Raw genomic sequence first — 25746 nt, 5'->3', positions numbered from 1 at the left:
GCTATATCTCTTCTTGAAAAGTCTTCCCGCTTTAAATCGATCTAATTCTTTACTTGTCGCTTTTTTGTGAGTATAAAAGTGAGTATAGAACTGTGTGAGTATAATAAAAGTGAGTACAAGGTGTTAAATAATACACAAATCAAAAACTTAAAGTCTAAAGACAAGCTCTACCGCGAAACAGACTCGCATGGTTTGGTTTTGGAGGTAAAACCCAATGGCGTTAAGTCATGGCGATACCGCTGTCGTATTAATGGCAAGGCAACGATGCTGTCTATTGGTAACTATCCTCAAGTTTCCCTAGCGGATGCTCGACGAGCACGAGATGAATTAAAAGAGAAGCTTCAGTCTGGAATTGATCCGAGAAATCAGCAGCAAGAAGAAATTGAAGTAGTCGTGATTAAGACTTTTGGGATGATGTACCGAGAGTGGTATGCACACAACTTAGAATCATGGACTGAAAACTATGCTAAAGACTTGGATGAGCGGTGCCAAAATCATTTACTTCCATTTTTAGAGAATAGAGACATATCAAAAATCACCGCAATGGATATGCTGGAGATTTTCAAACGTATTGAGACAAGAGGCACGCTTAATATGTTGAAAAAAGTCCGCGGCTACGCAAGTAGAGTGTTTCGTTATTCGGTGGGTATGGGCGTTTGCCCGTTTGATCCGACTAGGGATTTGCCACAAGACGTCTTCAAAAAAGAAACTGTAAAGCCGTTTGCTCATATCACGTCCAAGCAAGAGTTGGCTAGCGTACTTAAAAAGATAGGTGCATATAACGGGGGCTTTTCAGTTAGGATGGCATTAAAAATGGCTCCTCACGTTTTCTTACGTCCAAGTGAGTTGGTTTCTATTCAGTGGGAAGATGTGAACTTTAATGAGAAATTGATTCGTATCAAGCCAGAAGTGATGAAAATGAAACGTGAGCATTTGGTACCGATGAGTGAATTTGTTGTGGAGATTCTAAAACAATGCTTTGAAGTCAAAGCTGATAGTCAATTTGTATTTCCGAGTCAAAGATCTAAAACACGACCGATTACCCCAGATAGTTTACGAGTGGCTCTTAGATCAATTGATATTGGTGCAGATGTGTTAACGACACATGGTTTTAGGCATACAGCCAGTACCTTGCTAAATGAGCAGGGCTGGTCGCCCGATGCGATTGAAAAGCAACTCTCTCACGAAGAACGTAACAAGATTCGAGGCACTTATAATAAAGCTGAATATTTAGAAGTAAGAAGGGACATGATGGACTATTGGTCAGATTTTCTCAATGGATTAAGCTATTAGTAGACCATTAAAATGGATAGAGTTTAAGGCTAGGAAGAATGAATCTAGCTAACGGAAATTTACAGAGTTAATTGTCGTATCAGGTATTTATGAACGCTGACGGCATACCCTAAGGCATTACCGTCAACTAATGTTTTAAGAGTCAATTTTTTGATTATTTTGGTAATATTTATATACCATATCATGTAAATCCTCTTCTTGTTTTTGTACTTTTTCAAAAAACAGAGAAAATAGGATAATAGAAAAAATTACAAATAACGATATATTTATATATCCGTAAAATTTTGCGACTTCTTCTGAAACAAGGAAAAGGCATATAACTGTAAAGATTATGGATAAAGTAATTGAGTTTAGAATGGCTTTATTAAAAATATTTTTAGTGAATCTAAATGTTGAAAATTTATTTTGTTTATCCAAGTATTTAGCCTTTTTTACCCAAAGCTCAGTTCTCGCACCTTCTAATTCTTCTATTCTTCTATTTGCGTCCTTACCTTTTTTACTTCTTTCTGAGTATTGACCATCAGCTCTTTTATCTATATTAAGTGAATTTAGAGTATTTAACTCATTATCGATCGACTCTAATCCACTAATTATTAATTTAAAGTCTTTGATCTGTTCATGAGTAAGTTGAAACCTGGATAGATTAATTTCATTGTTAGGCGGAAATTTTTTATTACGCGGATTCAAGTAATAACCGCAATTTCTAAATTATGCTGCAAGTAAATCTACCTGCAGCCCCATAAATAATTCATTGGGTGTTTTACCACCTCGTGTTTTTCGAGGACGATTATTTAATCTGTCCATCACAAATTGAACTTGCTCTTGAGTGATGCTCCTTAGGTCAGTGCCTTTAGGAAAATACTGCCGTATCAATCCATTCGTATTTTCGTTTATGCCTCTTTCCCATGAGGCATAAGGGTGGGCAAAAAACACTTGTGCGTCCAATGCCTCTGCCATGGCCTTATGTTCTGCAAACTCTTTGCCATTATCATACGTTATCGTATGCACACGCTCTTTGAGTGGTTCTAATACAGCAATAACGGCTTCTTTGAGTTTGTCTGCGAACTTACCCTGTAATGGCACAATAATGGTGTAAAGCGTCTTTCGCTCCACGAGGGTTAATAGTGCACCTTTATGACCTTTGCCAATGATCGTATCGCCTTCCCAGTCTCCAATTCGAATCTTTTCATCGACGACTTTAGGTCGTTCATCAATCGAGACTCGGTTAACAATTTGACCTCGACAATCATAACCTCCATAACGCTTACGATAGGGTTTATTGGCTATACGCAGGTGCTTGTAGAGCTGTCCACCTTCCGCCTTATCCTCATAAATGAACTGGTAGATAGTTTCATGATGAAGCGAAATGTTGAGCTGTTTTTTAATGTAGTCTGCCGCCTGTTCTGGACTTAAGTCTTGTTTAATGAGACTTCGTATCGCTTCTTGTACCTTTGGAATCAATTTGATTCGTTTTTTTGCGGTTTTACGTCGCTTCACACTCAAGGAATGAGCTTGTTTAGGGCGATAACCACGCTTACCACGATTATTCTTTAATTCTCGACTGATGGTAGAAGGATGACATCCAATATTTTCGGCAATCGCTTTTTGTGACAATCTCTCTTTCAATAATGCGTAAATCTGGTATCTTTGACACTCAGTCAGTTGGCTATAACTCATTTTGCAATTCTCTTGGTCGGGAAAAGCCTGTGAGTTTAGCTCAACTGGCTCTTCCTATTTCCAAATTGCAGTTATTATCCGAATCCGCGTTAAAAGGAATAAGTAAAAGTTTCATTAATAAAAGACCAAATAGCAAAAAGTAGATTGATTTTCCTAATACAAGATCCATTGTTTCTGGAAAAACAATTAATAAGATGGCAGGTATTAAGACTAGACTAATAAGTGCTGCTCGTATTCCAAGCATTAATAAAAAAAGGATAGAGGTCAATATCCATAAAATGTAAAACAGAGTGCTATACATTAAATCTTGAAAAGAACTAATAAACAGTAGGTCTTCTAGTAAATAATTTAAGTTATCCATCTTTATATGTCCTTTTAATTAAATTCGGCTACTTTTCTGTCTATGTTTATACCGCTATGTTGTTTCACGCATTGTTGTATTGCATTTCTAACTTCATCTCTTTTTTGTCTGTCTAGAAACTGTAAATTAGCCGAACCAAATTTTCCAGCAATATTGATGGTATATCTGACATGTTTTTTGGTTTCTGTCCTATATTTTGTTTTGCCGCTTGCAGTTGCTCCATTGGCAACTTTGTGCTTTGTACTCCAGCGTTTAGTATCTAAAAATAAATTCTCAACTTCAGTCGCATGAATCGTTGCAGTCCTCATCAAGTTCCAATATGGGTATAGCAAGATTATTTCTAAAATACTATTTTCAATATCTGTTCTAGGAAAAGTTATTAATCCAGTTTCTAGATCTACGATATATTTTCTATTTGCAAAATAAATAAATATGCTTTGAATGAAAATTATTGGTGTCAATACAGCTGAAAAATAAAAAAAGTAGATTATTAGTTTTTTTGCTTCGGTATCTGCTGGATTAATAGCCGCTCCAAAGAATATTAATATTCCCCATAGCACTAACATCCATACAAAAAAGTTAATAGATGAAAGCTTCAATGCCATCCAGACATCATTGATAACATACTTATGCATAATTGATTCCATGTTTCTTTATATTTTAAAATTACTAACGTAGATTTTTGAATGCTAACGTCTAAGCTAAGCGTGTTTAGTATCAGTACAAGCCAGCTTGAGTGTGTTGTTAGGAATCTTGAATTTTGAAAGCATAAAGACTGTCTTTGAAGGTTTCGTTGACCAGGCCAATTCTAGATCTTTTTGCAATACCGTGATTTTGTCCACCACTTTTTTTGAAAGTTAATTTTTCTTGTTCTTCTATCATTTTTATAAATTCATCTGGGTCCTTTGGTCCCATTACATTAATCAATTCATCAACAAACTTAGATTGAGAAAATCTTTTATTATCTTTTGTTCGAATTACTTCTTTGATTAAAATACCACCAAAATTTATACCGTCTCCAAATGTAAAGTCGATTCCTTTATGCTTGAAATTTGGATTGATACTTCTTTTATGAACATACCATTGAGAGTTCAGCAACTGTCTGACTTTGGCTCTTTTATATTTCAATGCATGGCTATTATCGTCGCGATGGAGTTTTTCATTGTAGTAATAAAATTCAATATTTGAAATTTGATAGGTTAAATTTTCTGCTTGCAGTGTGTGTTCATTTATTAATAAATTTGCAATTTCATAAAAGCTATTTTCAATATTTGATTGATTAATTGATAATTTCATTCTTATTCCTTGTGAATTTTTAACGATCAAATTGAGTGTGTAGGCTTTAGGCATTTTCGTCAGAAGATTTTATTCGAGGCATCTTTTGAGTGCCTGAGAGAGCGGTATATTCGATCTGAATGCAAAGATATACACGATTCTTCTGAATTGTTAACATTTAGTATTGGGTATTATTTGCATCATTAACGGTATTGTTTGTGAGAAAAGTTCTGATTTAGATACTATATCAAAAAAAAACGAATTAACTGTGGAAAATACGTAGTAACATTCCTTTTTAGAGTGATAGGTATTCTACTGAGAATAGTTGTCGTAAGTGGGTCAAGTAGTTTGTTGGTTTCATGTTTTTTTGAATGAGAGTCGATGTTTCTTGATTCTGTTGCAGAGGGTTATTTGTTTTTAACGTTTTAAATGGTTAAGCAAAAGATGAGGGTGCCTACTCAAAACTAGGTTTTAAATGCCTGGTCAATTGCTTCGTGAGGACTATGCTTGTTTTATTATGCAGAGAATGGTTGCTTGTGATAGTGTTGAACGGTTTTAATTTTTTGGGCGGTTTTTTTCGCGAAGATGGGGTTGAAAATGGCACATCATATTTCTTACGGCCAAGTGAACAGGTCATTTGATTAAATAGCAGGACGTCGATTTTGAACAAAAGCTTATTCGTATCAAGCCAGAAGTGATGAAAATGAAACGTGAGCATTTGGTACCGATGAGTGAATTTGTTGTGGAGATTCTAAAACAATGCTTTGAAGTCAAAGCTGACAGTCAATTTGTGTTCCCGAGTCAAAGATCGAAAACACGTCCAATTACCCCAGATAGTTTACGAGTGGCTCTTAGATCAATTGATATTGGTGCAGATGTGTTAACGACACATGGTTTTAGGCATACAGCCAGTACCTTGCTAAATGAGCAGGGCTGGTCGCCCGATGCGATTGAAAAGAAACTCTCTCACGAAGAACGTAACAAGATTCGAGGCACTTATAATAAAGCTGAATATTTAGAAGTACGTAGAGAGATGATGGAAGAATGGTCACGTTTTTTAGAAGATTTGCTCTAAATACAGAATGTATAGATTATTACCGTTTAATGGTATTTCGGGATCTGACAATGTCATGGTGAATACTGTTATGATTATTTTCTCATTAACATTATAATTTACTGAAAGTTTTAGGAAGTTTGATAATGTCTACTGCAAATATTAATCCAGAAATGCTGACATGGGCGCGTGAACGTTCAGGGTTTTCTGTGTCTCAATTTGCAAGAAAAATGGGTAAAACAGAAGAGCGTCTATTGGAATGGGAGAAAGGCCAGCGTCATATGACATTTAAACAGGCAATGGCTCTTGCTGAAAAATCCTATGTTCCATTTGGTTATTTGTTTTTGCCAAAACCACCCATTGAAGAGCTGCCCTTGCCTGATTTAAGGACAATCGATGGTCAGGGCGTTCGTAGGCCTAGTGCTGAATTGCTGGATTTAATTAAGCTTATGTTGCAGCGTCAGGAATGGTACAAGGACTATTTGCAGCAGCAGTTAGTTGAACCAAGCACTATTGTTGGAAGTTTTTCTAATAATTATGATGCGGTGTCTATTGTTAAAGATATGCGAGTAAAGTTGGATGTGCCAGATCATCCGAATCGTGGAAATTGGGAAAATTATTACCGCGATTTAGTAGGCCGGATTGAAGCTTTGGGGGTTTTGGTCATGCGACAAGGTGACTTAGGCCATTTCACGCGTCCTTTACAAGTGAGTGAGTTTCGTGGATTTGCCATTGCTGATAGTTATGCACCAATGATATTTGTTAATCATGCGGATGCTCCTGGAGCACGTTTGTTTACATTAATGCATGAGCTCTGTCATATATGGATTGGTCAGTCTGGGATTTCTGATGGAGATGTGCAAACGCATCGGAGTGAAGAAGTTTTATGTAATGCTGTAGCGGCTGAGTTTTTAGTGCCTGAACATGAATTTATGGGGTTGTGGAAGTCTGGGCTAGAAAATTGGCGAGATAACTTGCCAGTTTTGGAGTCTCGTTTTCATGTGAGTAAATGGGCTTTGGCACGGCGTGCCTTAACCTGTGATTACATCACACAAGAAGAATACGTTCGCTATATTGCAGATGAGAAGGAAGCTTATAAAAATCGTGAATCTTCTGGTAGCGGACCAAGCTATTATGTAACTAAAAAAGCACAGATTAGCCAGAATTTCTCCAGAGCAGTCGTTAGTCAAGCCTTGAGTGGGCAGATGTTATTGCGAGAAGCTGCTCAGCTCTTGGCTATGAAGCCAAGTAATATTTCTAACTTCGCTAAGGAGTTGCAGATTTGAGATATTTACTGGATGCTAACACTTATATACAAGCTAAAAATCAGTACTATGGAATGGATATTTGTCCAGCGTACTGGGACTGGTTGGATCAGCAGTTTAATTTAGGTATGATTGGTAGTGTTGATATGATCGGTCGAGAGCTTAAAGATGGTAATGATGAACTGGCTAGTTGGGTAGCGGCTAGGCCTGAACATTTTATTGCTAATGACGATGATGAGACTCAGACTATTTTTACTGACATACTCCAATTTGTTATGGCTGGTAATTATAACGACGGTAATAGAGATGGTTTTTTGGCTAAGGCTGATCCTTGGATTATTGCAAAAGCCAAGTCACTTGGGGCAACGGTAGTTACTCATGAAGCCTTTGTGGCTCCAAACACAAAAAAGGTCAAAGTTCCTAATATTTGTCAGCAATTTGATGTTGATTGCATTGATACGTTTCAGTTTTTAAGAGAGCTTAACGCAAGGTTTGTGTTGACTGCTTGAGCGTTGCTTTCTGTTTTATACCTTTTTTATCGAAAGATTCACTTGTTAACAAATTCTGTTAATGACTGAATATTTGGAGGATGGGAAGGAGCTGATGGATTATTGGTCAAAGTTTCTAAATGGTTTAAGTTGTTAGTAATCCATTAAAATGAGATCGTTTAATGCCAAGAGGTGTCAATCCAATTAGTGGTGAGTTTGCGAGTCCACTGTGTTTTTCGGTTGTACGGAGCGATAGTCATCAAGATTAATATCGATTTCATGCCTGTTTAGTCTCCTTTTACCTACATGAGGCGTATAAAACTTTGCATACTGTCCATCCACATCAAGTAAACCTCTGATATTTTTGAATCCATTTTTTAACAAAAGTTGAATATGTTTCCAGTTGTGTTTTCCATTATCTTTGACATATGTATCGTTCTCTGGGGGTTTAAAGTAATTAATAAGCTCTGCTTCAGCTATAGTTATTGCATCAGACTCAGAAATGGTTGTTTTTGGAGGGATTGACAATATGGGCGTATCCCAATTCTTAAATCCAAAAAGATGGATAATCAGAGTTTCGTATTCATTTTTTAGTAACTTGGCATTTAATTTATTCAATTTCTTATGTGGGAAAAGCCTATCAAATGGCTCCTGTTCTGTTTTTCCTATATAAGCAATTTTCTGGTTTCCAACCTTGATATCAAAGTGATTTATAATCTGATTTATTGTCAGTCTGCAGTTTTCAAAATCTCCTGCTCCGGGCAATTTGCTGTAGTCAATCTCTTTGGTTTTGGATGTATCCCAGTCAGCTTCATTCAAATCGTAAAATCTAGTGTCTCTTTTTTTCGCTTCTTCTGCCTTTTCATTATTAGTAATGCAATCTACTAATGGATCAAAAATATTAATTTCAAAGCGCGTTTCATGGCGAACTCCAATATCTGACGAATAAATTGCTCTTAAAATTTTGAAACAACTGTTTTTTGAAATGACATTTTTTGTAAGTAGTCGACGAGAAAAGTTATAAAGTTTTCTTTTAAAAAGAGTTTTTGGTTGATATTGTTGAAACAAAACAAAAAATAGGAATTCATCTCTACTTCTAAACCTGTCATTGATTCCCGGCATGGAATATAAGACTTCAGCTAGAGAATAAGAGACACTAATACGGTCAAACATCTTTTTTGCAGGATCCCCTACGGATATTTCACATTTAATGCTTGCAGCTATAGAAACTTTTGTTTTCTTCGGGTTAAAAAAGCATTTATTCATAATTGAAAGAAAATAAATATCTGCATTCTGATAATGCTTATGTGCTTGACGAAGCTTTCCTTCTTCATCGTACATTTGTTCAGGTGTAAGGAATGCCCATGTTGGTCCATCAAAATGGAAGTTTTTCATACTCTTTTATCCGTACAGAATTTAAAGTATCCAGCTACGCGTTGGCGTAGCCGGCTTGATTGTTTTGTTAAACGTCATTTGCACCAACATAAAGTTTATGGCTAGTGGATGCATTGTCGAAACGTTTAATATTTTGAATTATATCCATCACATCTTGTTCTACAGATGTAGTGTTTTTAGCAATATTATTTATAAAGAAAACTATCCGAGACCATGATTTGAAATGTTCATTGGTAAGTTCTGCTGCGACGGGCAGAAGGTTTTCAAGAGTGGTGCAATCTCTTTTGCAGTACTTAATAATTGTTTCTATATTGGCAGACTTTAAGCCATCATGTTTTATGTGTAATCTTAATTGTTCGAGAGTTTCCTGGTTTTTACCATGGTCAACACCATAAAACCTGCCTACTTTAAGTTCTGGGGGTAGATTGTTGAAGTTATGTCTTAAGAAAAATATAAGATACTCCCTTAATCTTCTTTCAATTGTTATTAACTTTTCTTTTTTGCTGCTTTCTTGCCAATAGTTGAAAACAATTAAAATCACAATTAATTCGACAGCGATACCTGTTAATTCAGGTATTAGGTTATTATAAAAATAACCAGCATCTGCAAACGTAAAACCTGTAAACAAAAAAATGGTTAATAATACAACCAAGCCCCATAAAAACATCTTTGGGCTAATTTTCAAATACCACACTTATTATTGATTCCTTTGATTAATGTTGCGCCGCAAATCACCGTAGGTAAAAAGCAGAGCGCAGAGGCACTTTTTGACGTCCGCGTAATTTGTCTTGTTTTATAGCTAATGTTCAAGCTAACCTGCCACGCGTAAGTGCGACCGGGTTGAGTGAGTTGTTATACTGCTCATCGCTTAAGTTTTATCAGAATGTTTATTTAATCTTGTTAGTGGTCATCGTATTCAGTGATTGATTTGACGTACATATCTTGCCATTGGCCGTCAGGTTTTCTCCGCGCTAAAATTGTACCGCTTTCTGCTGTCGGTATCGCCATGGCTTGTTCAACTTCATCGTCAGAGAGAATTTGGATATCTCTATCCTTTTTCTGTGAATCAGACATGGCCCATAGGGTATCAAGATCATTTTGTGAGAATGGCCCTAACTTACTCATATTAAAACTCCGAACAATTTGCTATTTGAAAACATTTAGTATAGTGCAATTAAGCGCTATTATACGATGTTATACTTGTTTTTATTGTGAGCGGGTAAATGGTTTATGTATTTCCCTAAGGTCAATTGATATTGGATCAGATGTGTTGACTGCTCATCGTACCTTGCTGAATAAACAAGGTTGGTCTCAAGATGTGATTGAAAAATAATTGTTGCATGAAGAGTGAGACAAGATTAGGGGGGGTACAATAAGTCAGAGTATTTGGATATACAACAATATATCGGTAAGAATTTAGTATTACTTAATAAGTATTTTGATATGTTTTGTATTTGGAATACGTTAGCTTTTTATGGGGCTCATTTGATTTCATGAAGGTAATTTTGTAATGTTTGCGAAAATAGTTGACCTTTTTAAACCAAATAAAGTAACCCTCTCTTCTAAACCTCAGGTACGTGAACATATGTCTGGACCCAATAAACATATCACCGAGTTTCTAAGCTATTACTGCAAACTGGATCAGCCTGAGTACGCAGTACTTCTCAATGGTGTTTGGGGTATTGGTAAAAGTCACTTCATCGATAATTTCATTAAACAGCAGTCTGAAGATGAACTTAAATTCTATCGAATTAGTCTTTTTGGTATGAAGACTCTTCAAGACTTGAATAGTGAGATATTTAGTCAGCTTCACCCAAATATAGGATCTAAAAAGGCACAGTTGGTTTATAGAACTTTGATATCAGCGCTACCGTCAGTATCAATAAATACAGATTTAGATGGGGATGAGAAACATGAAACATCAGGTAAGTTCAATATATCCAAAGTAGCTGAAGTATTTGGGGTCGGGGAGCAGAAGGGTAATAAAAGTGCTGTTTTTGTCTTTGACGATCTAGAGCGCACAAGCATTCATACTAAAGAAATTCTTGGGTTTTTGAATCGATATGTTGAAACGTTTAAGCAAAAAGTCATTGTCATAGCTAATGAGGAAGAGATTGAGAAGGAAGACCAGACAAAATGTCATGATGAAAGCGATGAGCTACAAAAAAAAGAAGGTGGTCCTGTAGGTATGCAGCAAAAAGCCGATAAAAACTCTTATCAAATTCAGAAGGAAAAGCTCATTGGCAAGACGTTTTTATTGGAACCGGAAACAAGGTTAGCTATTCCTCAAATAGTAAATTCATTGGAAGGCGATTCGCCTGACGTCGTTAAAAATGTTTATAGACGTAATATGCCCAATATTATTAGCGTATTTGAAGAAAGCGGGTATAAGAATCTAAGGCATATCAAGTACGGGTTGAGGGACTTCATTCGCTTATATGAAGTAATGGATGGCGAGTTTAGGCAAGAGGAGGAAATTGTTGACCGTTTGTTATCGGTTCATTTGACTTTAATGATTGAGAAGAATGCAGGTAATTTGTTGGGGTCCGATATTGCAGCTCTCGATGCGAATAATTTTATGTGGCAGAACACAATTATTGATGAGTTGAACAAAAGGTATACTGATTTTGGTTCAAGGCGCATGTTGCTAAATGGCAAGGTCTGGAAAGATGTTGTCTTTCATTCAAAATTGGATAAAAAAGAGATAAATAAAGACCTAAGCAGATTAACTGCTAAAGAGAATATACCCGCATGGCAAAAACTTTGGAATTATTGGGAACTAAGCAATGATGAGTTTAATCTTGCACTGCAAGAAACGGTTGACTCAATAAATAATCATAAAATCAGCAATGCCTGTGAACTGATTCATGTTATTGGGTTACTGCATCGTTTTTCTTTAGAAGGACTGTATCCAAAAAAGAGGTTTGAGATACTCAAAGAGGCAAAACGCAATATTGAGGTAAACAAGGCTGAAATTATGCGTCATTTTGATAGTGAGGAGTTTTGGGGTAGGCCTTCTTGTAGTGGATACCAAGTTGTTGATGGGGAAAAGATGGTCATTAGGTATTTTGTAGCTTTTCTCTCCAAAATACACAAAGAATATAATTTGCAGAAAGCATCAACTGAAATAAATGATATTTTCATCCAAATTGAAAGCCGATATGATGATTGGAAACAAGCATTACGTTCAGGCCCTTGGGGAGCTGCTAAATTTCATGATTTGGCGGTTTTAAATGCGATTGATGAAGGAGTTTTTGTTGATAAATTGTGTTACAACATTGAGCCCTCTCAAAGAAGGGCGGTGTTGCATACAGTCGCTACAAGAATAGATAAGAATAAGCTGCCGGATGAAATTGTATGGATTTGCAACGTAGTTACTAGGGTGGATGCGGAGTTGAAAAGAGATGAATTAACTGGTATTGAGGCGTATCAGCTTAGAAAATGGGCTGAGACGTTGAAAAAAAGTTGCGACACTGATTAATTCAAGCCCCCTTTAGGGGGCTTTTTTGTTTCTGTTAGAATGCCTTTTGGTTTTGTCGGTGAATTTGAATTCAAAGGCAAGCTCGCTAAGGAGTGCTTTAATTTATGCTGCATGTTCACGCTGGCTCTGAATTAGATTATTCATCCAAGCCTCAATTTCACTTGCAAGCCAGCGTCTAGTTGTTTCATTGATCTTGATAGGTCTTGGGAATGTTGGGTCATATAGCTTGTCTTTTGGATCCATTCGGCGGTAAATTGCACTTTTAGAAAGAGCGATTCGCTCTGTAACTTGGCGGCTTGTTAGAAAGGTTTTGTGTTGAGTCGTTGAATTTTGCATGATGATTTCCTTATTTGATTCGTTTAGTCCCAAACGGAGTCATTCCGTTCCAAATCATTTGCCTTGTATGTAAAAAAATACTGTTACTAGGCAGAAGTGGTCATTGATAAAGGTTGTTAATTTCTGATCTGATCTAATTAGATTTGATTCAGCTTGGCAAGAGAGGTGTAGCCTTCATTGCTGACAATGAGATGATCAAGTACGCGAACCTCAATTAATGAAAGTGCGTCTTGTACTTTCTTGGTAATCTCTATATCCGAAGGGCTGGGTTCGAGATTTCCTGAAGGGTGGTTGTGAAAGAGAATTGTAGCGGCCGCGTTTTCGAGTAAAGCTTGTTTGACGATTTCTCTTGGATAGACTGCTGATATATTGATTGTGCCTCTGAACAGTTCTTCGACACGGATAATGCGGTGTTGCTGATCTAAGAAGATAACACCGAAAACTTCATGCTCTCGTTCTTGCAAGATAGTTTGAAGGTGACTGGAGCAGGTTTCGGGTGAAGTAAGGCTTGTGCCTTTTTTGAGTTTTTGTTTTGCCAGATAGTTGGCCATTTGCAGAATTTCAGCAGCCGTCACCGGCTTCTCCAGCCGGTACGACCCATTTGTTTCTGCCGTCTTAAATGGATAAGGCAGCATGATTATCTCCTAAGTAAGGCAACGCCAGCATCGGCGTGACCTTGTCTTTTAAATGTATAAACTCGTTAGTCAGTTGCCAAAGTGCTCTGTTCAATCGCACATCCTCCGACACGGACTTGATAGGACGGGTGGTGACATAGCGCCCATTGGCCGAACGGCCTTGTACACCTCCCTTGATCAAGTTTTCCTGTACACGGTTAAAGACCTTCCATAAACTCGATTCCTGGTCGTCGCGACGGCGTGCTTGCAGTAAATCCACTGAACGAATCGGACTTTGTTCCAGCCATTCATTGCCATAGCGGATATGCAAAGCTGCACGCGCAAACAACTCTGCTTCGTCACGCGATACCAGAGTTGAACGCAATTGATCTACCTGTTCGGAGATATGTGGAATTTCATTGGCAAGATTGAGAGAGCCTTCAATGATGTTTTCGACAATCTGCTTGCCGTGTTTGACTCGAATGCCACCCAGTTCACCAGCTGGTGTTACTAGGCCATTTGAGCAGGCAAGTCGGAATAAGCCCAAATCCAGTTGATAGGCGGCACTACGATCATGACTGTTCGTCAGTACCATTTCGGCAATGGAATCGCCTACATTGATTTGACGATCAGGATCTTGTCTAAAACGGATCATGTGACGAGCAAGTTCCTTTCTTTTTGGATCACGTACTTTGGTTTGTAAAGCGCGTACTGGATACCAGCCTTGCTGTTGTAAAGCATTGACCACGTCAATTGTGGGCACAAAGCCATATCGATCGGATACGGCTTTATCTGGTGCTTCTGCAAAAATTGCGGGTGCGGTTTTATATAGTTTTTCAGGGGTAAGAATATTCATAGCCATTGTGGTTTCTCCTTAATGAGATTTAGTGATTCAGTTGCTGCGTTTGCTGTTCTAGCTTTTGCGTCAACGTTGAATGAGTTGATTGATTTTCGGTCTGTGTTTGATTGTGGAGTTCTGGATAAAACTCTTCGGTAATCGTTTCAAAGTCCTCGTTACTGTCTTCAAAGCGACCATTGCCAAAACCTTGTTCTGCCGCCTGATCCAAGGCTTTCTGATCAAAGCCGATTGTTTGACGTTCCTGCTCAATGCGTTTCGCGGCTTCAAGGGTTTCTTCTAGGCTCATGCCGGTACGTAAAGTCAGATCCACGTAATAGATCGGTTGACCAAAACTCTGACGGGTGGATTTCCCTCTAAGCTTTAATGCCAAAGGCAAGCAGGCCAGTCGATTGCCGGATAGTGCATGGAAGTAGCTCAAGCGTGAAGCTAGGGTGCGGATGCTGTTAAACCCCGAGGTTCGGAAGATAAAACTACTGATCGGGTCGTTACCGGATTCGTTGATGGATGTGTCAGACTGAACAAGGGCGTTTAATCGACCGTAAGGCTTGCAACCACCTTGTGCCAGATCACACGCTTCTGGACTTGGACAGGGCAATGTTTCCATGCCTTGTCCTCTATGCCGTTGACAGGTTTCTCCGTTGCCAACACAAACCGGGCGACCGTTTTGACGATCAAATAAACAGTATTCAGCTCTAAGGTTGAGTTCAGGTTCATTGAAGATAAGTTGAACGGGAATCTCACGAAGTTTACGGCCACTGTTTTTACGTAGATTTTCATCTAAGGGGTGTTTAATCCAACCGTCTTGGTTTTGAATTTGAGTGGTAATGGTAAATTGGTCGTCGCGTTGTGGTAGACGCTTACCGTTCTTCTCGACCACCTGACCGATACTGATACGACCGATAACTGGCGGGGTAATCATTAAACCTTTTAGCATGGTGTTCTCCTTTCAAAAGGGCATAAAAAACCCAGCACATGGCTGGGTTAATGTAGAGGTATAAAAATGGAATAATTCAATTAGTCTGCACCAAAAACCGACGGCTACCTGGCCTGGTTATTAAGTAGCTTTCATGTAATTCTGGGTGTTCAGTTTTAAAACGTTTGGAGTCAAAAGCGGTTGTGTCACTGGATTGTTTCCAACTTGTCTGACCATTTTTGAAGCGAGCAATACTCGCGTCTCCCATCATCTGTTGCAGTTGATGTTTTAGTTCAGCATCCAGCTTTTTGAACTTATCTAATTGTTCACGAATCTCTAACAGAGCTTCAAAAGATTGGTTGGCAGATTCGTCATGAGATAAATCTAGTACCACGCCGTTATCAGTTGGGTAGAGAATGCGAAGTGCTGTTTCGCTGGAAGCACTGGTATCGGCAGGTGGGGGCGTGTCGTTTAATACACGGTTCCAAAAGGCTTGTTCGAGTTTGATTAGACGTTCAATCAAGTCATCGTCTCGTTCGATACGATAAATTTGTAAGCTTTGACCTCCTAACAGAACAGCCACATCCGCAGCTTTTTGTCCTGTGACGGCCAATTGATGTTGTACTTGCAATTGAACATATTCTGGCACACCGTTTCGCCATAACTTAGAACCAAAAATGCCCGCTGTTTTACACTCGAGTACCTGTACCTCGTCGTCCCCGACGATTTCACGGTCAAGGTTGGCGAGCATCCAAGGGTATTCGGCATGCTGCAATATGGCGTTGACTCGACGGACCTTGCGATTGGTTCGTTTCGCGTAATGCTCAGCCACAATAGGTTCTAATACCGTTCCCCATAATAAAGGGCTGTCTTCTGTTTCAGAGGGTTGGTCAGGAATGATTCGTCCAGTTTTTTCCATCCAGAGTTCTAATTGCGACTTATAAGGATTAAGCCCAACGGCGGTGGCGGCATCTGAGGCACCAATACCTTGTTGTCGGGCTTGTAGCCATTGTTCATTGCTCAGATTGTTTGTTTCGATCATGCGTTTGGCTTGTGCATGTGAACGTATGGATTTGTTTTTGGTAATGGGGGTTATTGAGGTTGATTGCGTTGTTAAAGTCGTTTGCGTAGACATACTATGTTCTCCTAAATACTGATTAAATTTTTATTCCTTGGGCTTTGAAAAAGAATGGTTGCAGTTCGTACATCGGTAGTTATCCAAAACGGACTGATCAAGTTTTTCACCGAGTTTGGCACCAGTAACACCGCCAGAAGAGGCACCAATTAATCCGCCTAAGATTGCCCCGCCTATGGTTCCCATTGTTAAACCTATCGGTCCAGTAAAGACGGTTAAGGTTGCTCCTGTTCTAGCACCATTGGCGGCACTGATAAAGCCTACAGTTGCACCTCCAACTAGCCCAATCAGGCCTCCTGATTTTTTACCTAAGTTTTTAGTGATGACTTGCTGTGATTGACATGCAGGACAATGAATATCCATATTGTTTCCTCCATTTAAAGTGGCATAAAAAACGGAAAATGGATTTCCGTTATTCATCGAAGTGATATGTATTTGAGATTGGTTTGAATGAGATCTTTAGTCGAATTTATGGGGGGAGTGTAATTTCTTACAAACATGGGAATGGTATGAGTTGAGTGCCGGAAGTTTGTCGGGTAGCTAGTTTCCTGGGTTTTTAGGCTTTTGCAATGCACTGAGATTAAAAGTTGCTAGAAAAAGTATTGATTAGCTCAGTAGGGATGATAATTGTTTACCGGGGTCTTCTAGTTCTATTGATACCTTTTACCAAGGTCATAATGCAGTAGAGGTTACCTCATAATAGGTAACCGTTTAGAACTGACTGTAGTTACTGAAAACAGTCTTAGATTGTCCGATACATTTTAAACAAGCTGTTTGGATCTCAACTCACTTCTATCAACCTTTATTCAGGAGTGAATCATGTCTTATAGGAACATTTCAAATCAAACCAAGAAACAAACGAAAAAAACTGGAGACAAGGATGCTAAATACAAGCGTTTTCTGTCGAATAAACGGCGCTATTCAAGTATGCCAAAAGGAAAACATCTGAAAGCATACCGTGAAGGTAGAAAAACGCATCAAGTGTTTAAAGATTGGCAGCTAATCTATTCCAATTTCTTTAATGGTTACGCGATTCAAGCGGACAATGGACCTGTTATTGCGGATGCTCTTATTCGCCTTATTCAAACAGTCGTGACTAGCTATTTGACCAATTCCAAGGTTTTTACTTGTAGAATTGAACTTTATTTTCCAAAAGAATGGGACACCGAAAAACGTTTGGCGGTTGATTATTATTCGAGGTTTATCAAGTCACTCAATGAGCAAATGTCAGTGATAGAGAATCAACTAAAAAATGGAGAACGCAGTGGTGGAAAAAGCAAAGATCGAGATCTTTTTGTACGTCACTATCGGGCTTTTGAATTCGGAGATGGAAAAAAGTATAAGAAGAAGGGCAAGAATAGTCAGGATGATGATAGTCAGGATAAACAGAAAGGCGTTCATATCCATACTGTATTAATGTTTAACGGTCATCGTTTTATGAATTTAGGGGATTTAACGGATCTTAGGAAAAAGGGACTTGGAAGAATGATTATGGCTGCTTGGGCTAGTGCTTTATTTGGTTATTGCAGAACGAATCCAGAAGACATAAGTTCCTCAGATTGGCAATATGACATACCTAATGGGAAAAAGATTGGATTGGTTCAAGAAAAAGGTCTAGTTAACTTTGCCAGAACATGGAAGCCTTCCATGTGTGCTGATCAAGCTGTGCGTGAACATAGGAGGAGGTTTCAGATTGGAAGTATTATTTTTGCCGCGTCTTATTTATGTAAAGCGGATACGAAGATCAGACTGCCTAAGTCGAGTGGGTATTTCAAAATAGCCTCGGGAAGTCATCTGCCGCAAAAAGGTGTCGAAAAAGCTAAAGCCTTTCATCGTTATCAGATTGATTTACCTTTATACCAGAGAGGGGATTTAGACATTTTTTTCGATTTGGATGGATGGGTACCAGGGCATGTCTATAGTTCTTATATCAGTACTGATTTGCAACAAATTGTGAAATATTTAATGGACTTTAGGGAGATGCATAAATCGTTTATTGCGATTGAGGGATACATTGAAATACCTGATAAGTACATTGAAGTTAAAGGTAAATCGTTTTCGGATGTGGTAATAGCCAATTATAGGAAAGAGGTCGTTCGTCAGTTTGGACGGCCAGGAATGTATCCTGAAAAACTTATGGGCGTTTTGTATAAAGAGGAGATTGGTAAAGGAAATAAGCGTTATTTGCATTGGATTATTTTGATGGGTAGTAAGTTGTCCAAAGCCATGACATCTTCTCCTAACTACCGTATTGAGAGTCATATGTTTGATATAACTAAGCGAATTATTAATGGATGGGGTGGAGGCGAGCAGCCAATGATGCAACTTTATCAGACTGTTGAATACATACATGAATCATTATCTAGTGGGGATTTTCATCAAGTATTGGATGTTTGTTCACGTTTGGCACTTTCAAGAAATACACCTACGGATTTGGTAGTGCCATTTGTGAAGGGGGTTGGGAGATAAAAACTGGGGGATTGGTTTTTAAAAGTGTTAGATGTGAACGACTTTAAGAATAAAATTCTGAATTTCTTATTGTTTACATGGGTATTCATTCTTATTTTTTATTAAAAAATAAGAATGAATGTCGTGAATGTCTTTTTTTAAATGTTATACGCGTTAGGTATTTCTATTTCTTTGTAGGTAATTGCATCATTTTCGAAGTTTATTTTGTCTGGGGTTGATATTGCCCATTGGACGAATGAACCTCTTTTACCGAGTGATGTAAACTTAATACCAAACCTTTTGAGTAGCGAAGAATATTTCTTGAATTCGACTCCTGTTTGTCGAGCGGATACAGGCCAGCTTCCCCAAGATCGATCGTGGAATTTCATAAGAGTGTTATGCCAGTCTTTTACTGTTTGAGATGTGTCTTTGTTTGGGTGCTTTTCGGCCCATTTTAAAATAGCTTGAGCGGTAGGGCTTTCTTCTAATTGGGCACTGACTCTATCTTGTTCTAGCTGGTTAAGCCCATTAATGAATTCTGAGTTAGGTAAGTTTAATACCTTACAAATAACCAATCCTGTTTCCCAAAAAGATTGAATCTGGCTGTTTCTATATAAAGGGTAGCTGGAAGGGTCAATATTTTTCATCATTTCTGTTGTAGCAGATGCTAGCTGAAATAATTCAATTTGAGCATTAGTGAAATCCTGTTCGCTGATGGCTGTTTTTTTGATTGTATCAATCGGTGGAAGTTCAATTGTTAACGTTTTTTCATACAGCACTCTTTCTGTTATTACTGAGTAGATTGAATTAAGAATGACGGGTCTGTGTACAAGAATTATTCCATTAAACTCTTTATAGTCATTTGGAAATGGAACTTCTATTCCAGATGTCGATAAAAGTGAAGATAATAAACCCTGAATCTCTGGCTTAAGGCTTGTGACGTTGTCAATACTTAATACATGCCCTTTCATGGTGAGTTGATGAATGTCTTTTTTGTTATTGGGTGGAGGGCTAATTGGTATAGAGCTGGGGTCAACTAGCTCTCTGAGTTTTTGTTGAGCATTTGTTTTTCCGCTGCCGCTTTCACCAGTCAGCTCTAATGCGGTAAAGTTTTTCATGGGGATTAAAGTGGATACCAGCCAAGTAATAATAGATAGCATATGGTTTTCTGACAGGTTTATCGCTTTTAAAAACTTTTCTAAATTTAAGAGTCGCTCTCGACGATTTTCTTCCTGAGCCGCAATGGGATGAGTAAGAAGTAAATTTTCTGGTAAGTACAGTGTATTTAGGTTAAGTTGGATATCCATTGCAGGTTCTGGGTGATAAAGTCCAGTGCCGTCAAGGTTTATGAATTCATTAGTTAGAGGAACTATTCTATTGATATGTGTTTCAAACAAAACATTGTGGAGTGCGTTTGTTGTTACTCTAATCGGTATTGTTAGGTTTTGTTGTTGCCAAAGTTCACTTTCACCGCTTAAGATTTGCAAAGTGGAATCAATTGTTCTTACAGTAATATCTCGACCTGTCTGATGGTAAAATTCGAATTTTATTTTTTCTCTTAGCTTTTTTTCGCCTAAAAAAATGATTTCTCCATTCCAAGTTAAGTACTTTGTACCAAAAGGGCTTTTGAAAAATGATATTGGTTGATTGCTGACGTTGCTATTTTTTAAAAAGTTTAATAGTGAATCTATTTTTTTTCAGAAGTTGACTTTGTTGTTGCGTTTCGAGAAGAGGTGTAAGGCCTATGGGTTTCAGGAGATAAGTTAGGTTTGGAGTTAAAAACAGGTGGTTTATTCTGATCTGTTTCTTGTCTGTTGCTCTGTTTATTAATCGCCAAAACTTGATTCCTTTTGTTTGTTATTCAGATTGAGGAAAATCTCTAATCAAATAGCTGGGAGATTGGCACTTTAAGTACAGATGCTATTTGAATTATTTCAATATCGGTGATTCTTCTTACTTTTGCCTCGATTTTTGCAAGGGTTCCTCGACTAATATCCCAGCCAATTAAATTGCATTTTGCCGCAAGTTGATCTTGTGTCCAGCCATGCTGTTCTCTAATTCGTTTAATATTGGGTCCAATCGTATTCATGAATGCTCCATATGCGGAGCTTGATTTTTACAAACTTTTGGCTTAGTATTGCTCCGTATACGGAGCAATGGTTCGTGTTTTTAATTTTTATTAAGGAATTAGTGGTGGTAATTCTATTTTTAATCTATTTGGCACTGGCAATAATTTTAGGAGTTATGGCAAAGGGAGCTGGAAGATCGTTTTGGGTATGGTTTGTGATAGGTATGGTTTTGACGCCTCTCATGGCTTACCTAATATTTTTTGTGTTGGTTAAAGGTAAATAGTTTCGAAAGGTGGTTACATGGATACAAAAATTAGTTTTAGTGAAATTGGCAACGGAAAGTTGCAAGAGTTTATTAAGCAGAAAAAAACATTTGAAGTTGTTGGGGCGTCAGGGAATATTTCAGAGGCTGTGCAAGCTGTGGAGAAGGCGATTGAATCCCTGGGGCTGAGTTGTCGGATATACACAAAAGGAAGGATTGCCGCTGCTGGTGCAACAGTTTTCGGTGGTGTAACAGGTGTGCTTGGCGCCGCTTCTGCTATTGGAATTGCCGCGCATAATCTTGCGACCTATGACCCCGATTATGAAGTGATAAAGCATATGGTTGATAATAAGCTTTCTGTTGTTTATCAGCATGAAGAAGATAGTAAGGTAAGTTAATTTAACTTTCTTCAGGAGGAGTTATTAAAGTAACTAGATTAAGGTGATTAATCTGTGTATAATTCCCGTTCTGTTTCGGAATGACTTTTCTGAAAGTGAGTACAAAAGCGAGTATGTTTTTAATGATATGCTCTCTGTGCCAGGAAAGACGGGGTTCTTCTAATCCCTCGCTCTCCGCCAGGCGGGTATCGTATATTGGCTATTACCTCGGCCTTCCAAGCCGATGAGAGGAGTTCGATTCTCCTTACCCGCTCCATATTATGGTGACTCTATTCGTCCCCTCGCGACGCTAAGTTGGGAACTCCGCCAGGTCCGGAAGGAAGCAACGGTACCTTCTGATGCGTGCGCCGAGGTAAGGCGGGTAGAGTTGCCACCCATTTTTCCTGTTATTTTTTTATCCGTTATTTATTCCCTTCGTTTTATTTTTTTTTATTTTTTAGTTCCTCTGTTTTAATATTTTCTATTGCTTATATCTGGTTTGATTTTGGTTATTGCTATTTAATTCGTAATGTTTTTCGTTATGCTTTTTATTTTTATAGGATTTTATAAAATACCAGGCCTGGTAAACTGATCTTAATTTAACTTGAGATATAAAGATGCTTGAATAAATATTAACCATTTATCAATGTGCATACTTCTCGTGTTAAAGAGACACTTAAATAGTTCAAATTTTGTTATCAAATCACGTTAAAATGAACGCCTAATTTTATCCTTGAGGTCATCTTTTGTCATGGTCTCTTAATTAAATGAGTCGTCCTTTACGTATGAGTTATACCGTTTTAGCAAGAAAATGGCGCCCTAAAAACTTCTCAGAGTTAGTTGGCCAGTCGCATGTTATGCAGGCATTGTCTAATGCGTTAGACCAACAGCGTTTACATCACGCCTATTTATTTACCGGAACGCGTGGTGTAGGTAAAACAACGATTGCCCGAATCTTTGCCAAAGCACTTAACTGTGAAGAAGGTATTTCGTCCCATCCTTGCGGGGTTTGTGATACGTGTCGTTCTATTGATGAAGGTCGTTTTATTGATTTAATTGAAGTCGATGCGGCCTCAAAAACAAAAGTAGATGATACACGTGAAATTCTTGATAACGTGCAGTTTGCACCAACTCAAGGGCGTTACAAAGTTTATTTAATTGATGAAGTTCACATGCTTTCTAAAAGCAGTTTTAACGCTTTGCTTAAAACATTAGAAGAGCCACCAGAACACGTTAAGTTTTTATTAGCAACAACCGATCCGCATAAATTACCTATTACCGTATTGTCACGCTGCTTGCAGTTTAATCTTATGCGATTAACGCAACCACAAATTCAAAATCATTTAGCCTATATCCTAGAGCAAGAACAGGTGCCGTTTGAAGATGGGGCTTTGGCGCTTATTGCTAAAAGTGCAGATGGTTCGGCACGTGATAGTTTAAGTTTGCTAGACCAAGCGATCGCTTATGGTGCTGGTCAAGTTATGTTTGAAGCCGTGCAAACCATGTTGGGCTTAGTTGATCAACAATTTGGTGTGGCCATTTTAAATGCGCTTGCTGCGGACGATGCAGAGCAAATTAAAACGGTTATACAGCAGTTGGCAACAATGGGAGTGGATTACCAGGCCTTGCTGTCACAGTTAATAGAAAGCTTGCATGCCATTTCTTATGTGCAGGTTTTTGGCGATAATGAAACCACCACTTTGTTACCCGTTGAAATTGTACAAGGTTTTGCACAAGCATTTCGTCCTGAAAGAGTTCAGTTGCTGTATCAAGTTGCATTACTTGCTAAGCAAGACATGCAGTTAGCACCGGATATTCGTATTGGTTTTGAAATGGCATTAATGCGAATGCTTGCCTTTTTACCTGCCGAAGCCAAAGTAAATGCTCAAGAAATAGATAATTCGGACTCTAAATCTAGTCAAAATACCTCTACTCAGGCGATGCCAAGTCCGCAAGATGCTCTAGCCGGATTAGCGACAGCACGTTCATTAGTCGGAAAAAAAAACGCTGAAATAAGCCCAGAAGCTTTAAAACCCAGTGGCAATAACTCTGCAAATATACAACCGAAATCTATTGACTATCAAGACCAACCTCAAACGGCAGTGCAAAAAGAGGTTAACCCTAGCGTATCTACTGAATTACCACAGGAAGACTTGGTGGATAATTCTGATGAAAGACCTAATCTTAAAGAATCAGAAAATAACTATTCTGTTGCTTCATCAAAGGTCTCCTCAGACAGTTATAATCAAAATACAATGGAGTCTTCTCATCAGCAAGCTGAGATTGCCCCGATACCTGAGCCAATTGCACCTGAAGAGTCACACCATTCTGATCATTTAGCACAAATTAGAGCGCGTTTAAAACAGCCTTTTGGCAATAAAGTACTGAATGACGAACCAAGCACTGTCGCACATCCTATAGATACTACGTTACAAGCAACAGAAGATGAATCGGAGCTTCCGCCTAAATTATCTGAAACATTGAATAACTTAAATATTCAAGCTAATCAACAGAATTCACAGAATCAAAATGCAGATGAGTCTGAATCCAGTGGGAATGATGCATTTTTAGAAAATTCTGGTTCATTGACTGAACCGCCTTACCAACCTGACGGTTTGGAACATAGCTCACCGTTAAATGCTCTAGAAGAAATAGAAGAGGCTCCTCCTTGGGTTACGGAAAATGAATTTTCAGCAGGTTCGGTTAATCAATCTGAATTTGAGCCAAATGCTTATCAAGCTACATCAATCACACTAAATACGGCTGTTGAAAATACAGCCTTGGAAAGTGAGCCACAAACGGATTTAGTTACGGATGAAAATAATCAGAATACAGAAGCAAATAACAATCATCCTGAATTTGAATATTCTGCAACGGGTGATAAGCTTTCAAACTGGATTGCTATTATTAAAACATTAGGTTTAAAAGGCATGGCGGCTGAAATGGCAAATAATAGTGTATTGGTTGAATTAACCGATACACAATTAGCTATGAGCATTGACCCCGCACAGCAATATGCAAAACCAGAAATGTATTTAGAGCAAATAGCCCAAGCGGTTAAAGCAAAATTAGGTGCAGATATTGAGTTGAATTGCGTGCAAACAGATAGTCATTACACGCCAAGTAAATTTTATGCTCAACAAGAATCTGATAAATTAGCGGCGGCACAAAATTCAATAGAAGCTGATGATGTGGTGCAACAACTTGTAAGCACATTAGGCATGGAAGTGATTCCAGCCAGTATAAAACCGTTGTAGAATAAGCTATCTTTAAATCTATAGTAAGTATACAAATTTAAACGTTGATTAATGTATTGATTCATTCGTTAATTTAAAACTAATAAAAAGGAAAAAACTATGTTTGGCGGAAAAGGTGGCCTAGGTAATTTAATGAAGCAAGCGCAAGAAATGCAAAAAAATATGCAAGAGGCGCAAGATGAAATTGCAAAATTACAAATAGATGGTGAAGCAGGCGGGGGCATGGTTAAAGTGTCAATGACCGGTAAGCATGAATTGGTTAAGGTAGAGATTGATGACTCCTTAATGGATGATAAAGAGATGCTAGAAGACCTAGTTGCAGCAGCGGTAAATAGTGCGGCACGTAAAGTAGAAGAAGTGACTCAGGAAAGAATGGGTGGCTTAACTGCGGGTATGAATATGCCTGCAGGTATGAAGATGCCCTTTTAATTGTTGAATTAATTATTTAATTTATTGTTTAATCATTTGAGTAGATGCATTGCAAAGTCCACTAATACAAGAGTTAATTGAAGCCTTTAGAGTTTTGCCTGGTGTAGGGCCAAAATCTGCACAACGTATGGCCTATCATCTTTTAGAAAGAAATAGAAGCGGTGGTTCAAACTTAGCAAAAGTGTTAGAAAAAGCCGTTAAAGAGGTTCAGCACTGTTCAAAATGCCGAACCTTAACCGAGCAAGAAACCTGTTCAATTTGTAGCTCAAACAGCCGTGATACAGGCGAACTTTGTATTGTCGAGTCGCCATCGGATGTATCGGTTATTGAACAATCCGGCATCTTTCAAGGTCAATACTTTGTATTAATGGGGCATTTATCACCGATTGATGGTATTGGACCACAACAAATTGGCTTAGACTTGTTAGAAAAACGGTTAATAACCGGTACTATATCTGAAATGATTATTGCAACGAACCCTACTGTTGAAGGCGAAGCAACTGCACATTATATTCAGCAACTTGCGCTTAAAAATGGTGTGACGGTTTCGCGGTTAGCGCAAGGAATCCCGATGGGTGGAGAGTTAGAGTATTTGGATAGTGGCACGCTTTCACAGGCATTTTTAGCGAGAAAAACAATATAGTTTTTCAGTTTTACCAGGCCTGGTAAAAGGTAAAGTTAGAGGCTGTACGAGATATCTCTAAAGTAAACATTTAAGGGCGAGCGTTGTTGTTAATGCTGTGTCTAAAACAAAAAAA

The 25746-nt window shown here is 38.3% G+C and carries 24 protein-coding genes, 1 tRNA gene, 1 other RNA gene and 1 pseudogene; 12 read left to right on the top strand and 15 right to left on the bottom strand.

Translation table 11 applies throughout. The annotated features are described in order from the left end of the window. Nucleotides 1–78: 78 nt before the first annotated feature. Nucleotides 79–1293, top strand: a complete 1215-nt coding sequence (locus ACYQ0E_RS10025) for a tyrosine-type recombinase/integrase (RefSeq protein WP_460188085.1) — start codon at nt 79–81, stop codon at nt 1291–1293. 135 nt (nt 1294–1428) lie between these two features. On the opposite strand, the gene ACYQ0E_RS10020 is transcribed toward ACYQ0E_RS10025, so the two are convergent. The 4 genes from ACYQ0E_RS10020 to ACYQ0E_RS10005 form a co-directional block, all read right to left on the bottom strand. After that, nucleotides 1429–1980, bottom strand: coding sequence for a hypothetical protein (locus ACYQ0E_RS10020; RefSeq protein ID WP_460188084.1), 552 nt, complete (start codon nt 1978–1980; stop codon nt 1429–1431). 21 nt (nt 1981–2001) lie between these two features. Continuing rightward, nucleotides 2002–2970, bottom strand: coding sequence for an IS30 family transposase (locus ACYQ0E_RS10015; RefSeq protein WP_460186618.1), 969 nt, complete (start codon nt 2968–2970; stop codon nt 2002–2004). Nucleotides 2971–3345: 375 nt separating this feature from the next. Then, nucleotides 3346–3966 carry a hypothetical protein gene (locus ACYQ0E_RS10010; RefSeq protein WP_460188083.1) on the bottom strand — a complete coding sequence of 207 codons (621 nt, stop codon included), beginning with the start codon at nt 3964–3966 and terminating at the stop codon, nt 3346–3348. Between the two features lie 109 nt (nt 3967–4075). Continuing rightward, nucleotides 4076–4627, bottom strand: coding sequence for a hypothetical protein (locus ACYQ0E_RS10005; RefSeq protein ID WP_460188082.1), 552 nt, complete (start codon nt 4625–4627; stop codon nt 4076–4078). Nucleotides 4628–5267: 640 nt separating this feature from the next. Here ACYQ0E_RS10005 and ACYQ0E_RS10000 point away from each other — a divergent pair. The 3 genes and pseudogenes from ACYQ0E_RS10000 to ACYQ0E_RS09990 form a co-directional block, all read left to right on the top strand. Continuing rightward, nucleotides 5268–5681, top strand: a pseudogene (locus ACYQ0E_RS10000) (tyrosine-type recombinase/integrase); the annotation flags it as partial. 125 nt (nt 5682–5806) lie between these two features. Then, the gene (locus tag ACYQ0E_RS09995) at nt 5807–6946 is read left to right on the top strand and encodes an ImmA/IrrE family metallo-endopeptidase (RefSeq protein ID WP_460188081.1); all 1140 of its coding nucleotides are present in this window, start codon (nt 5807–5809) and stop codon (nt 6944–6946) included. Beyond that, nucleotides 6943–7434 (top strand): DUF4411 family protein, encoded by a 492-nt coding sequence (locus ACYQ0E_RS09990; protein WP_460188080.1) that lies wholly within the window; start codon nt 6943–6945, stop codon nt 7432–7434. The genes ACYQ0E_RS09995 and ACYQ0E_RS09990 overlap by 4 nt, the downstream gene beginning before the upstream one ends. 183 nt (nt 7435–7617) lie before the next feature. On the opposite strand, the gene ACYQ0E_RS09985 is transcribed toward ACYQ0E_RS09990, so the two are convergent. From ACYQ0E_RS09985 to ACYQ0E_RS09975, 3 genes are all read right to left on the bottom strand, one after another. Further along, on the bottom strand, nt 7618–8808 hold the full coding sequence (locus ACYQ0E_RS09985; protein WP_460188079.1) for a hypothetical protein: 1191 nt from the start codon (nt 8806–8808) through the stop codon (nt 7618–7620). A 67-nt stretch (nt 8809–8875) separates the two neighbouring features. Then, entirely contained in the window at nt 8876–9493 is a 618-nt protein-coding gene (locus ACYQ0E_RS09980; protein WP_460188078.1) for a hypothetical protein, read from the bottom strand. Nucleotides 9494–9708: 215 nt separating this feature from the next. Then, entirely contained in the window at nt 9709–9933 is a 225-nt protein-coding gene (locus tag ACYQ0E_RS09975) for a hypothetical protein (RefSeq protein WP_460188077.1), read from the bottom strand. A 385-nt stretch (nt 9934–10318) separates the two neighbouring features. Between ACYQ0E_RS09975 and ACYQ0E_RS09970 the strand changes: the two genes are divergently transcribed. Then, the gene (locus tag ACYQ0E_RS09970) at nt 10319–12289 is read left to right on the top strand and encodes a P-loop NTPase fold protein (RefSeq protein WP_460188076.1); all 1971 of its coding nucleotides are present in this window, start codon (nt 10319–10321) and stop codon (nt 12287–12289) included. A 102-nt stretch (nt 12290–12391) separates the two neighbouring features. On the opposite strand, the gene ACYQ0E_RS09965 is transcribed toward ACYQ0E_RS09970, so the two are convergent. The 6 genes from ACYQ0E_RS09965 to ACYQ0E_RS09940 all read right to left on the bottom strand — a co-directional run bounded on the left by ACYQ0E_RS09965 (nt 12392) and on the right by ACYQ0E_RS09940 (nt 16509). Then, nucleotides 12392–12625, bottom strand: coding sequence for a helix-turn-helix transcriptional regulator (locus ACYQ0E_RS09965; protein WP_460188075.1), 234 nt, complete (start codon nt 12623–12625; stop codon nt 12392–12394). Between the two features lie 137 nt (nt 12626–12762). After that, nucleotides 12763–13260, bottom strand: coding sequence for a RadC family protein (radC, locus tag ACYQ0E_RS09960; RefSeq protein ID WP_460188074.1), 498 nt, complete (start codon nt 13258–13260; stop codon nt 12763–12765). Continuing rightward, entirely contained in the window at nt 13241–14101 is an 861-nt protein-coding gene (locus ACYQ0E_RS09955; protein WP_460188073.1) for a DUF932 domain-containing protein, read from the bottom strand. The genes radC and ACYQ0E_RS09955 overlap by 20 nt, the downstream gene beginning before the upstream one ends. A 22-nt stretch (nt 14102–14123) precedes the next feature. After that, nucleotides 14124–15032: a recombination directionality factor gene (locus tag ACYQ0E_RS09950; protein WP_460188072.1), complete on the bottom strand. Its 909-nt coding sequence runs from the start codon at nt 15030–15032 to the stop codon at nt 14124–14126. 76 nt (nt 15033–15108) lie between these two features. Further along, the gene (locus ACYQ0E_RS09945) at nt 15109–16146 is read right to left on the bottom strand and encodes a YqaJ viral recombinase family nuclease (protein ID WP_460188071.1); all 1038 of its coding nucleotides are present in this window, start codon (nt 16144–16146) and stop codon (nt 15109–15111) included. A gap of 30 nt (nt 16147–16176) precedes the next feature. Next, nucleotides 16177–16509 carry a hypothetical protein gene (locus ACYQ0E_RS09940; RefSeq protein WP_460188070.1) on the bottom strand — a complete coding sequence of 111 codons (333 nt, stop codon included), beginning with the start codon at nt 16507–16509 and terminating at the stop codon, nt 16177–16179. A gap of 456 nt (nt 16510–16965) precedes the next feature. Here ACYQ0E_RS09940 and ACYQ0E_RS09935 point away from each other — a divergent pair, with 456 nt between their 5' ends. Further along, a complete protein-coding gene (locus ACYQ0E_RS09935) occupies nt 16966–18615 on the top strand; it encodes a YagK/YfjJ domain-containing protein (protein WP_460188069.1) in 1650 nt (549 codons plus the stop codon). Nucleotides 18616–18752: 137 nt separating this feature from the next. Here ACYQ0E_RS09935 and ACYQ0E_RS09930 read toward each other — a convergent pair whose 3' ends face one another. Both ACYQ0E_RS09930 and ACYQ0E_RS09925 read right to left on the bottom strand, forming a co-directional pair. After that, nucleotides 18753–20081, bottom strand: coding sequence for a hypothetical protein (locus tag ACYQ0E_RS09930; protein ID WP_460188068.1), 1329 nt, complete (start codon nt 20079–20081; stop codon nt 18753–18755). Nucleotides 20082–20473: 392 nt separating this feature from the next. After that, entirely contained in the window at nt 20474–20683 is a 210-nt protein-coding gene (locus tag ACYQ0E_RS09925; RefSeq protein WP_460188067.1) for a helix-turn-helix domain-containing protein, read from the bottom strand. 280 nt (nt 20684–20963) lie between these two features. On the opposite strand from ACYQ0E_RS09925, the gene ACYQ0E_RS09920 reads away from it, so the two are divergent. The 6 genes from ACYQ0E_RS09920 to recR all read left to right on the top strand — a co-directional run bounded on the left by ACYQ0E_RS09920 (nt 20964) and on the right by recR (nt 25631). Further along, on the top strand, nt 20964–21323 hold the full coding sequence (locus ACYQ0E_RS09920) for a hypothetical protein (protein ID WP_460188066.1): 360 nt from the start codon (nt 20964–20966) through the stop codon (nt 21321–21323). Nucleotides 21324–21504: 181 nt separating this feature from the next. Then, nucleotides 21505–21579: transfer RNA gene (locus ACYQ0E_RS09915), tRNA-Gly, on the top strand. A 14-nt stretch (nt 21580–21593) separates the two neighbouring features. Then, an RNA gene (gene ffs / locus ACYQ0E_RS09910) (signal recognition particle sRNA small type) lies at nt 21594–21690 on the top strand. Between the two features lie 379 nt (nt 21691–22069). Next, nucleotides 22070–24559: a DNA polymerase III subunit gamma/tau gene (gene dnaX / locus ACYQ0E_RS09905; protein ID WP_460188065.1), complete on the top strand. Its 2490-nt coding sequence runs from the start codon at nt 22070–22072 to the stop codon at nt 24557–24559. A gap of 99 nt (nt 24560–24658) precedes the next feature. After that, a complete protein-coding gene (locus ACYQ0E_RS09900) occupies nt 24659–24988 on the top strand; it encodes a YbaB/EbfC family nucleoid-associated protein (RefSeq protein ID WP_460188064.1) in 330 nt (109 codons plus the stop codon). 49 nt (nt 24989–25037) lie between these two features. Then, nucleotides 25038–25631 carry a recombination mediator RecR gene (gene recR / locus ACYQ0E_RS09895; RefSeq protein ID WP_460188063.1) on the top strand — a complete coding sequence of 198 codons (594 nt, stop codon included), beginning with the start codon at nt 25038–25040 and terminating at the stop codon, nt 25629–25631. Nucleotides 25632–25746 lie beyond the last annotated feature (115 nt).

The sequence above is a fragment of the Thiomicrorhabdus hydrogeniphila genome (genome assembly GCF_054656895.1).
Note: the sequence above shows the minus strand (reverse complement) of the source record. Positions and strands in the feature narration are given on the sequence as shown.

Bases quoted from the DNA above. Each gene is read 5' to 3' on its own strand.
- ACYQ0E_RS09975 (WP_460188077.1), bottom strand. From the start codon at position 9,933: ATGAGTAAGTTAGGGCCATTCTCACAAAATGATCTTGATACCCTATGG.
- ACYQ0E_RS10015 (WP_460186618.1), bottom strand. From the start codon at position 2,970: ATGAGTTATAGCCAACTGACTGAGTGTCAAAGATACCAGATTTACGCA.
- ACYQ0E_RS10010 (WP_460188083.1), bottom strand. From the start codon at position 3,966: ATGCATAAGTATGTTATCAATGATGTCTGGATGGCATTGAAGCTTTCA.
- ACYQ0E_RS09970 (WP_460188076.1), top strand. From the start codon at position 10,319: ATGTTTGCGAAAATAGTTGACCTTTTTAAACCAAATAAAGTAACCCTC.
- ACYQ0E_RS09900 (WP_460188064.1), top strand. From the start codon at position 24,659: ATGTTTGGCGGAAAAGGTGGCCTAGGTAATTTAATGAAGCAAGCGCAA.
- ACYQ0E_RS09940 (WP_460188070.1), bottom strand. From the start codon at position 16,509: ATGGATATTCATTGTCCTGCATGTCAATCACAGCAAGTCATCACTAAA.
- ACYQ0E_RS09950 (WP_460188072.1), bottom strand. From the start codon at position 15,032: ATGCTAAAAGGTTTAATGATTACCCCGCCAGTTATCGGTCGTATCAGT.
- ACYQ0E_RS09955 (WP_460188073.1), bottom strand. From the start codon at position 14,101: ATGGCTATGAATATTCTTACCCCTGAAAAACTATATAAAACCGCACCC.
- ACYQ0E_RS09985 (WP_460188079.1), bottom strand. From the start codon at position 8,808: ATGAAAAACTTCCATTTTGATGGACCAACATGGGCATTCCTTACACCT.
- ACYQ0E_RS09945 (WP_460188071.1), bottom strand. From the start codon at position 16,146: ATGTCTACGCAAACGACTTTAACAACGCAATCAACCTCAATAACCCCC.
- ACYQ0E_RS10005 (WP_460188082.1), bottom strand. From the start codon at position 4,627: ATGAAATTATCAATTAATCAATCAAATATTGAAAATAGCTTTTATGAA.
- ACYQ0E_RS09925 (WP_460188067.1), bottom strand. From the start codon at position 20,683: ATGAATACGATTGGACCCAATATTAAACGAATTAGAGAACAGCATGGC.
- ACYQ0E_RS09965 (WP_460188075.1), bottom strand. From the start codon at position 12,625: ATGCAAAATTCAACGACTCAACACAAAACCTTTCTAACAAGCCGCCAA.
- ACYQ0E_RS09935 (WP_460188069.1), top strand. From the start codon at position 16,966: ATGTCTTATAGGAACATTTCAAATCAAACCAAGAAACAAACGAAAAAA.
- ACYQ0E_RS09920 (WP_460188066.1), top strand. From the start codon at position 20,964: ATGGATACAAAAATTAGTTTTAGTGAAATTGGCAACGGAAAGTTGCAA.
- radC (WP_460188074.1), bottom strand. From the start codon at position 13,260: ATGCTGCCTTATCCATTTAAGACGGCAGAAACAAATGGGTCGTACCGG.
- ACYQ0E_RS09995 (WP_460188081.1), top strand. From the start codon at position 5,807: ATGTCTACTGCAAATATTAATCCAGAAATGCTGACATGGGCGCGTGAA.
- dnaX (WP_460188065.1), top strand. From the start codon at position 22,070: ATGAGTCGTCCTTTACGTATGAGTTATACCGTTTTAGCAAGAAAATGG.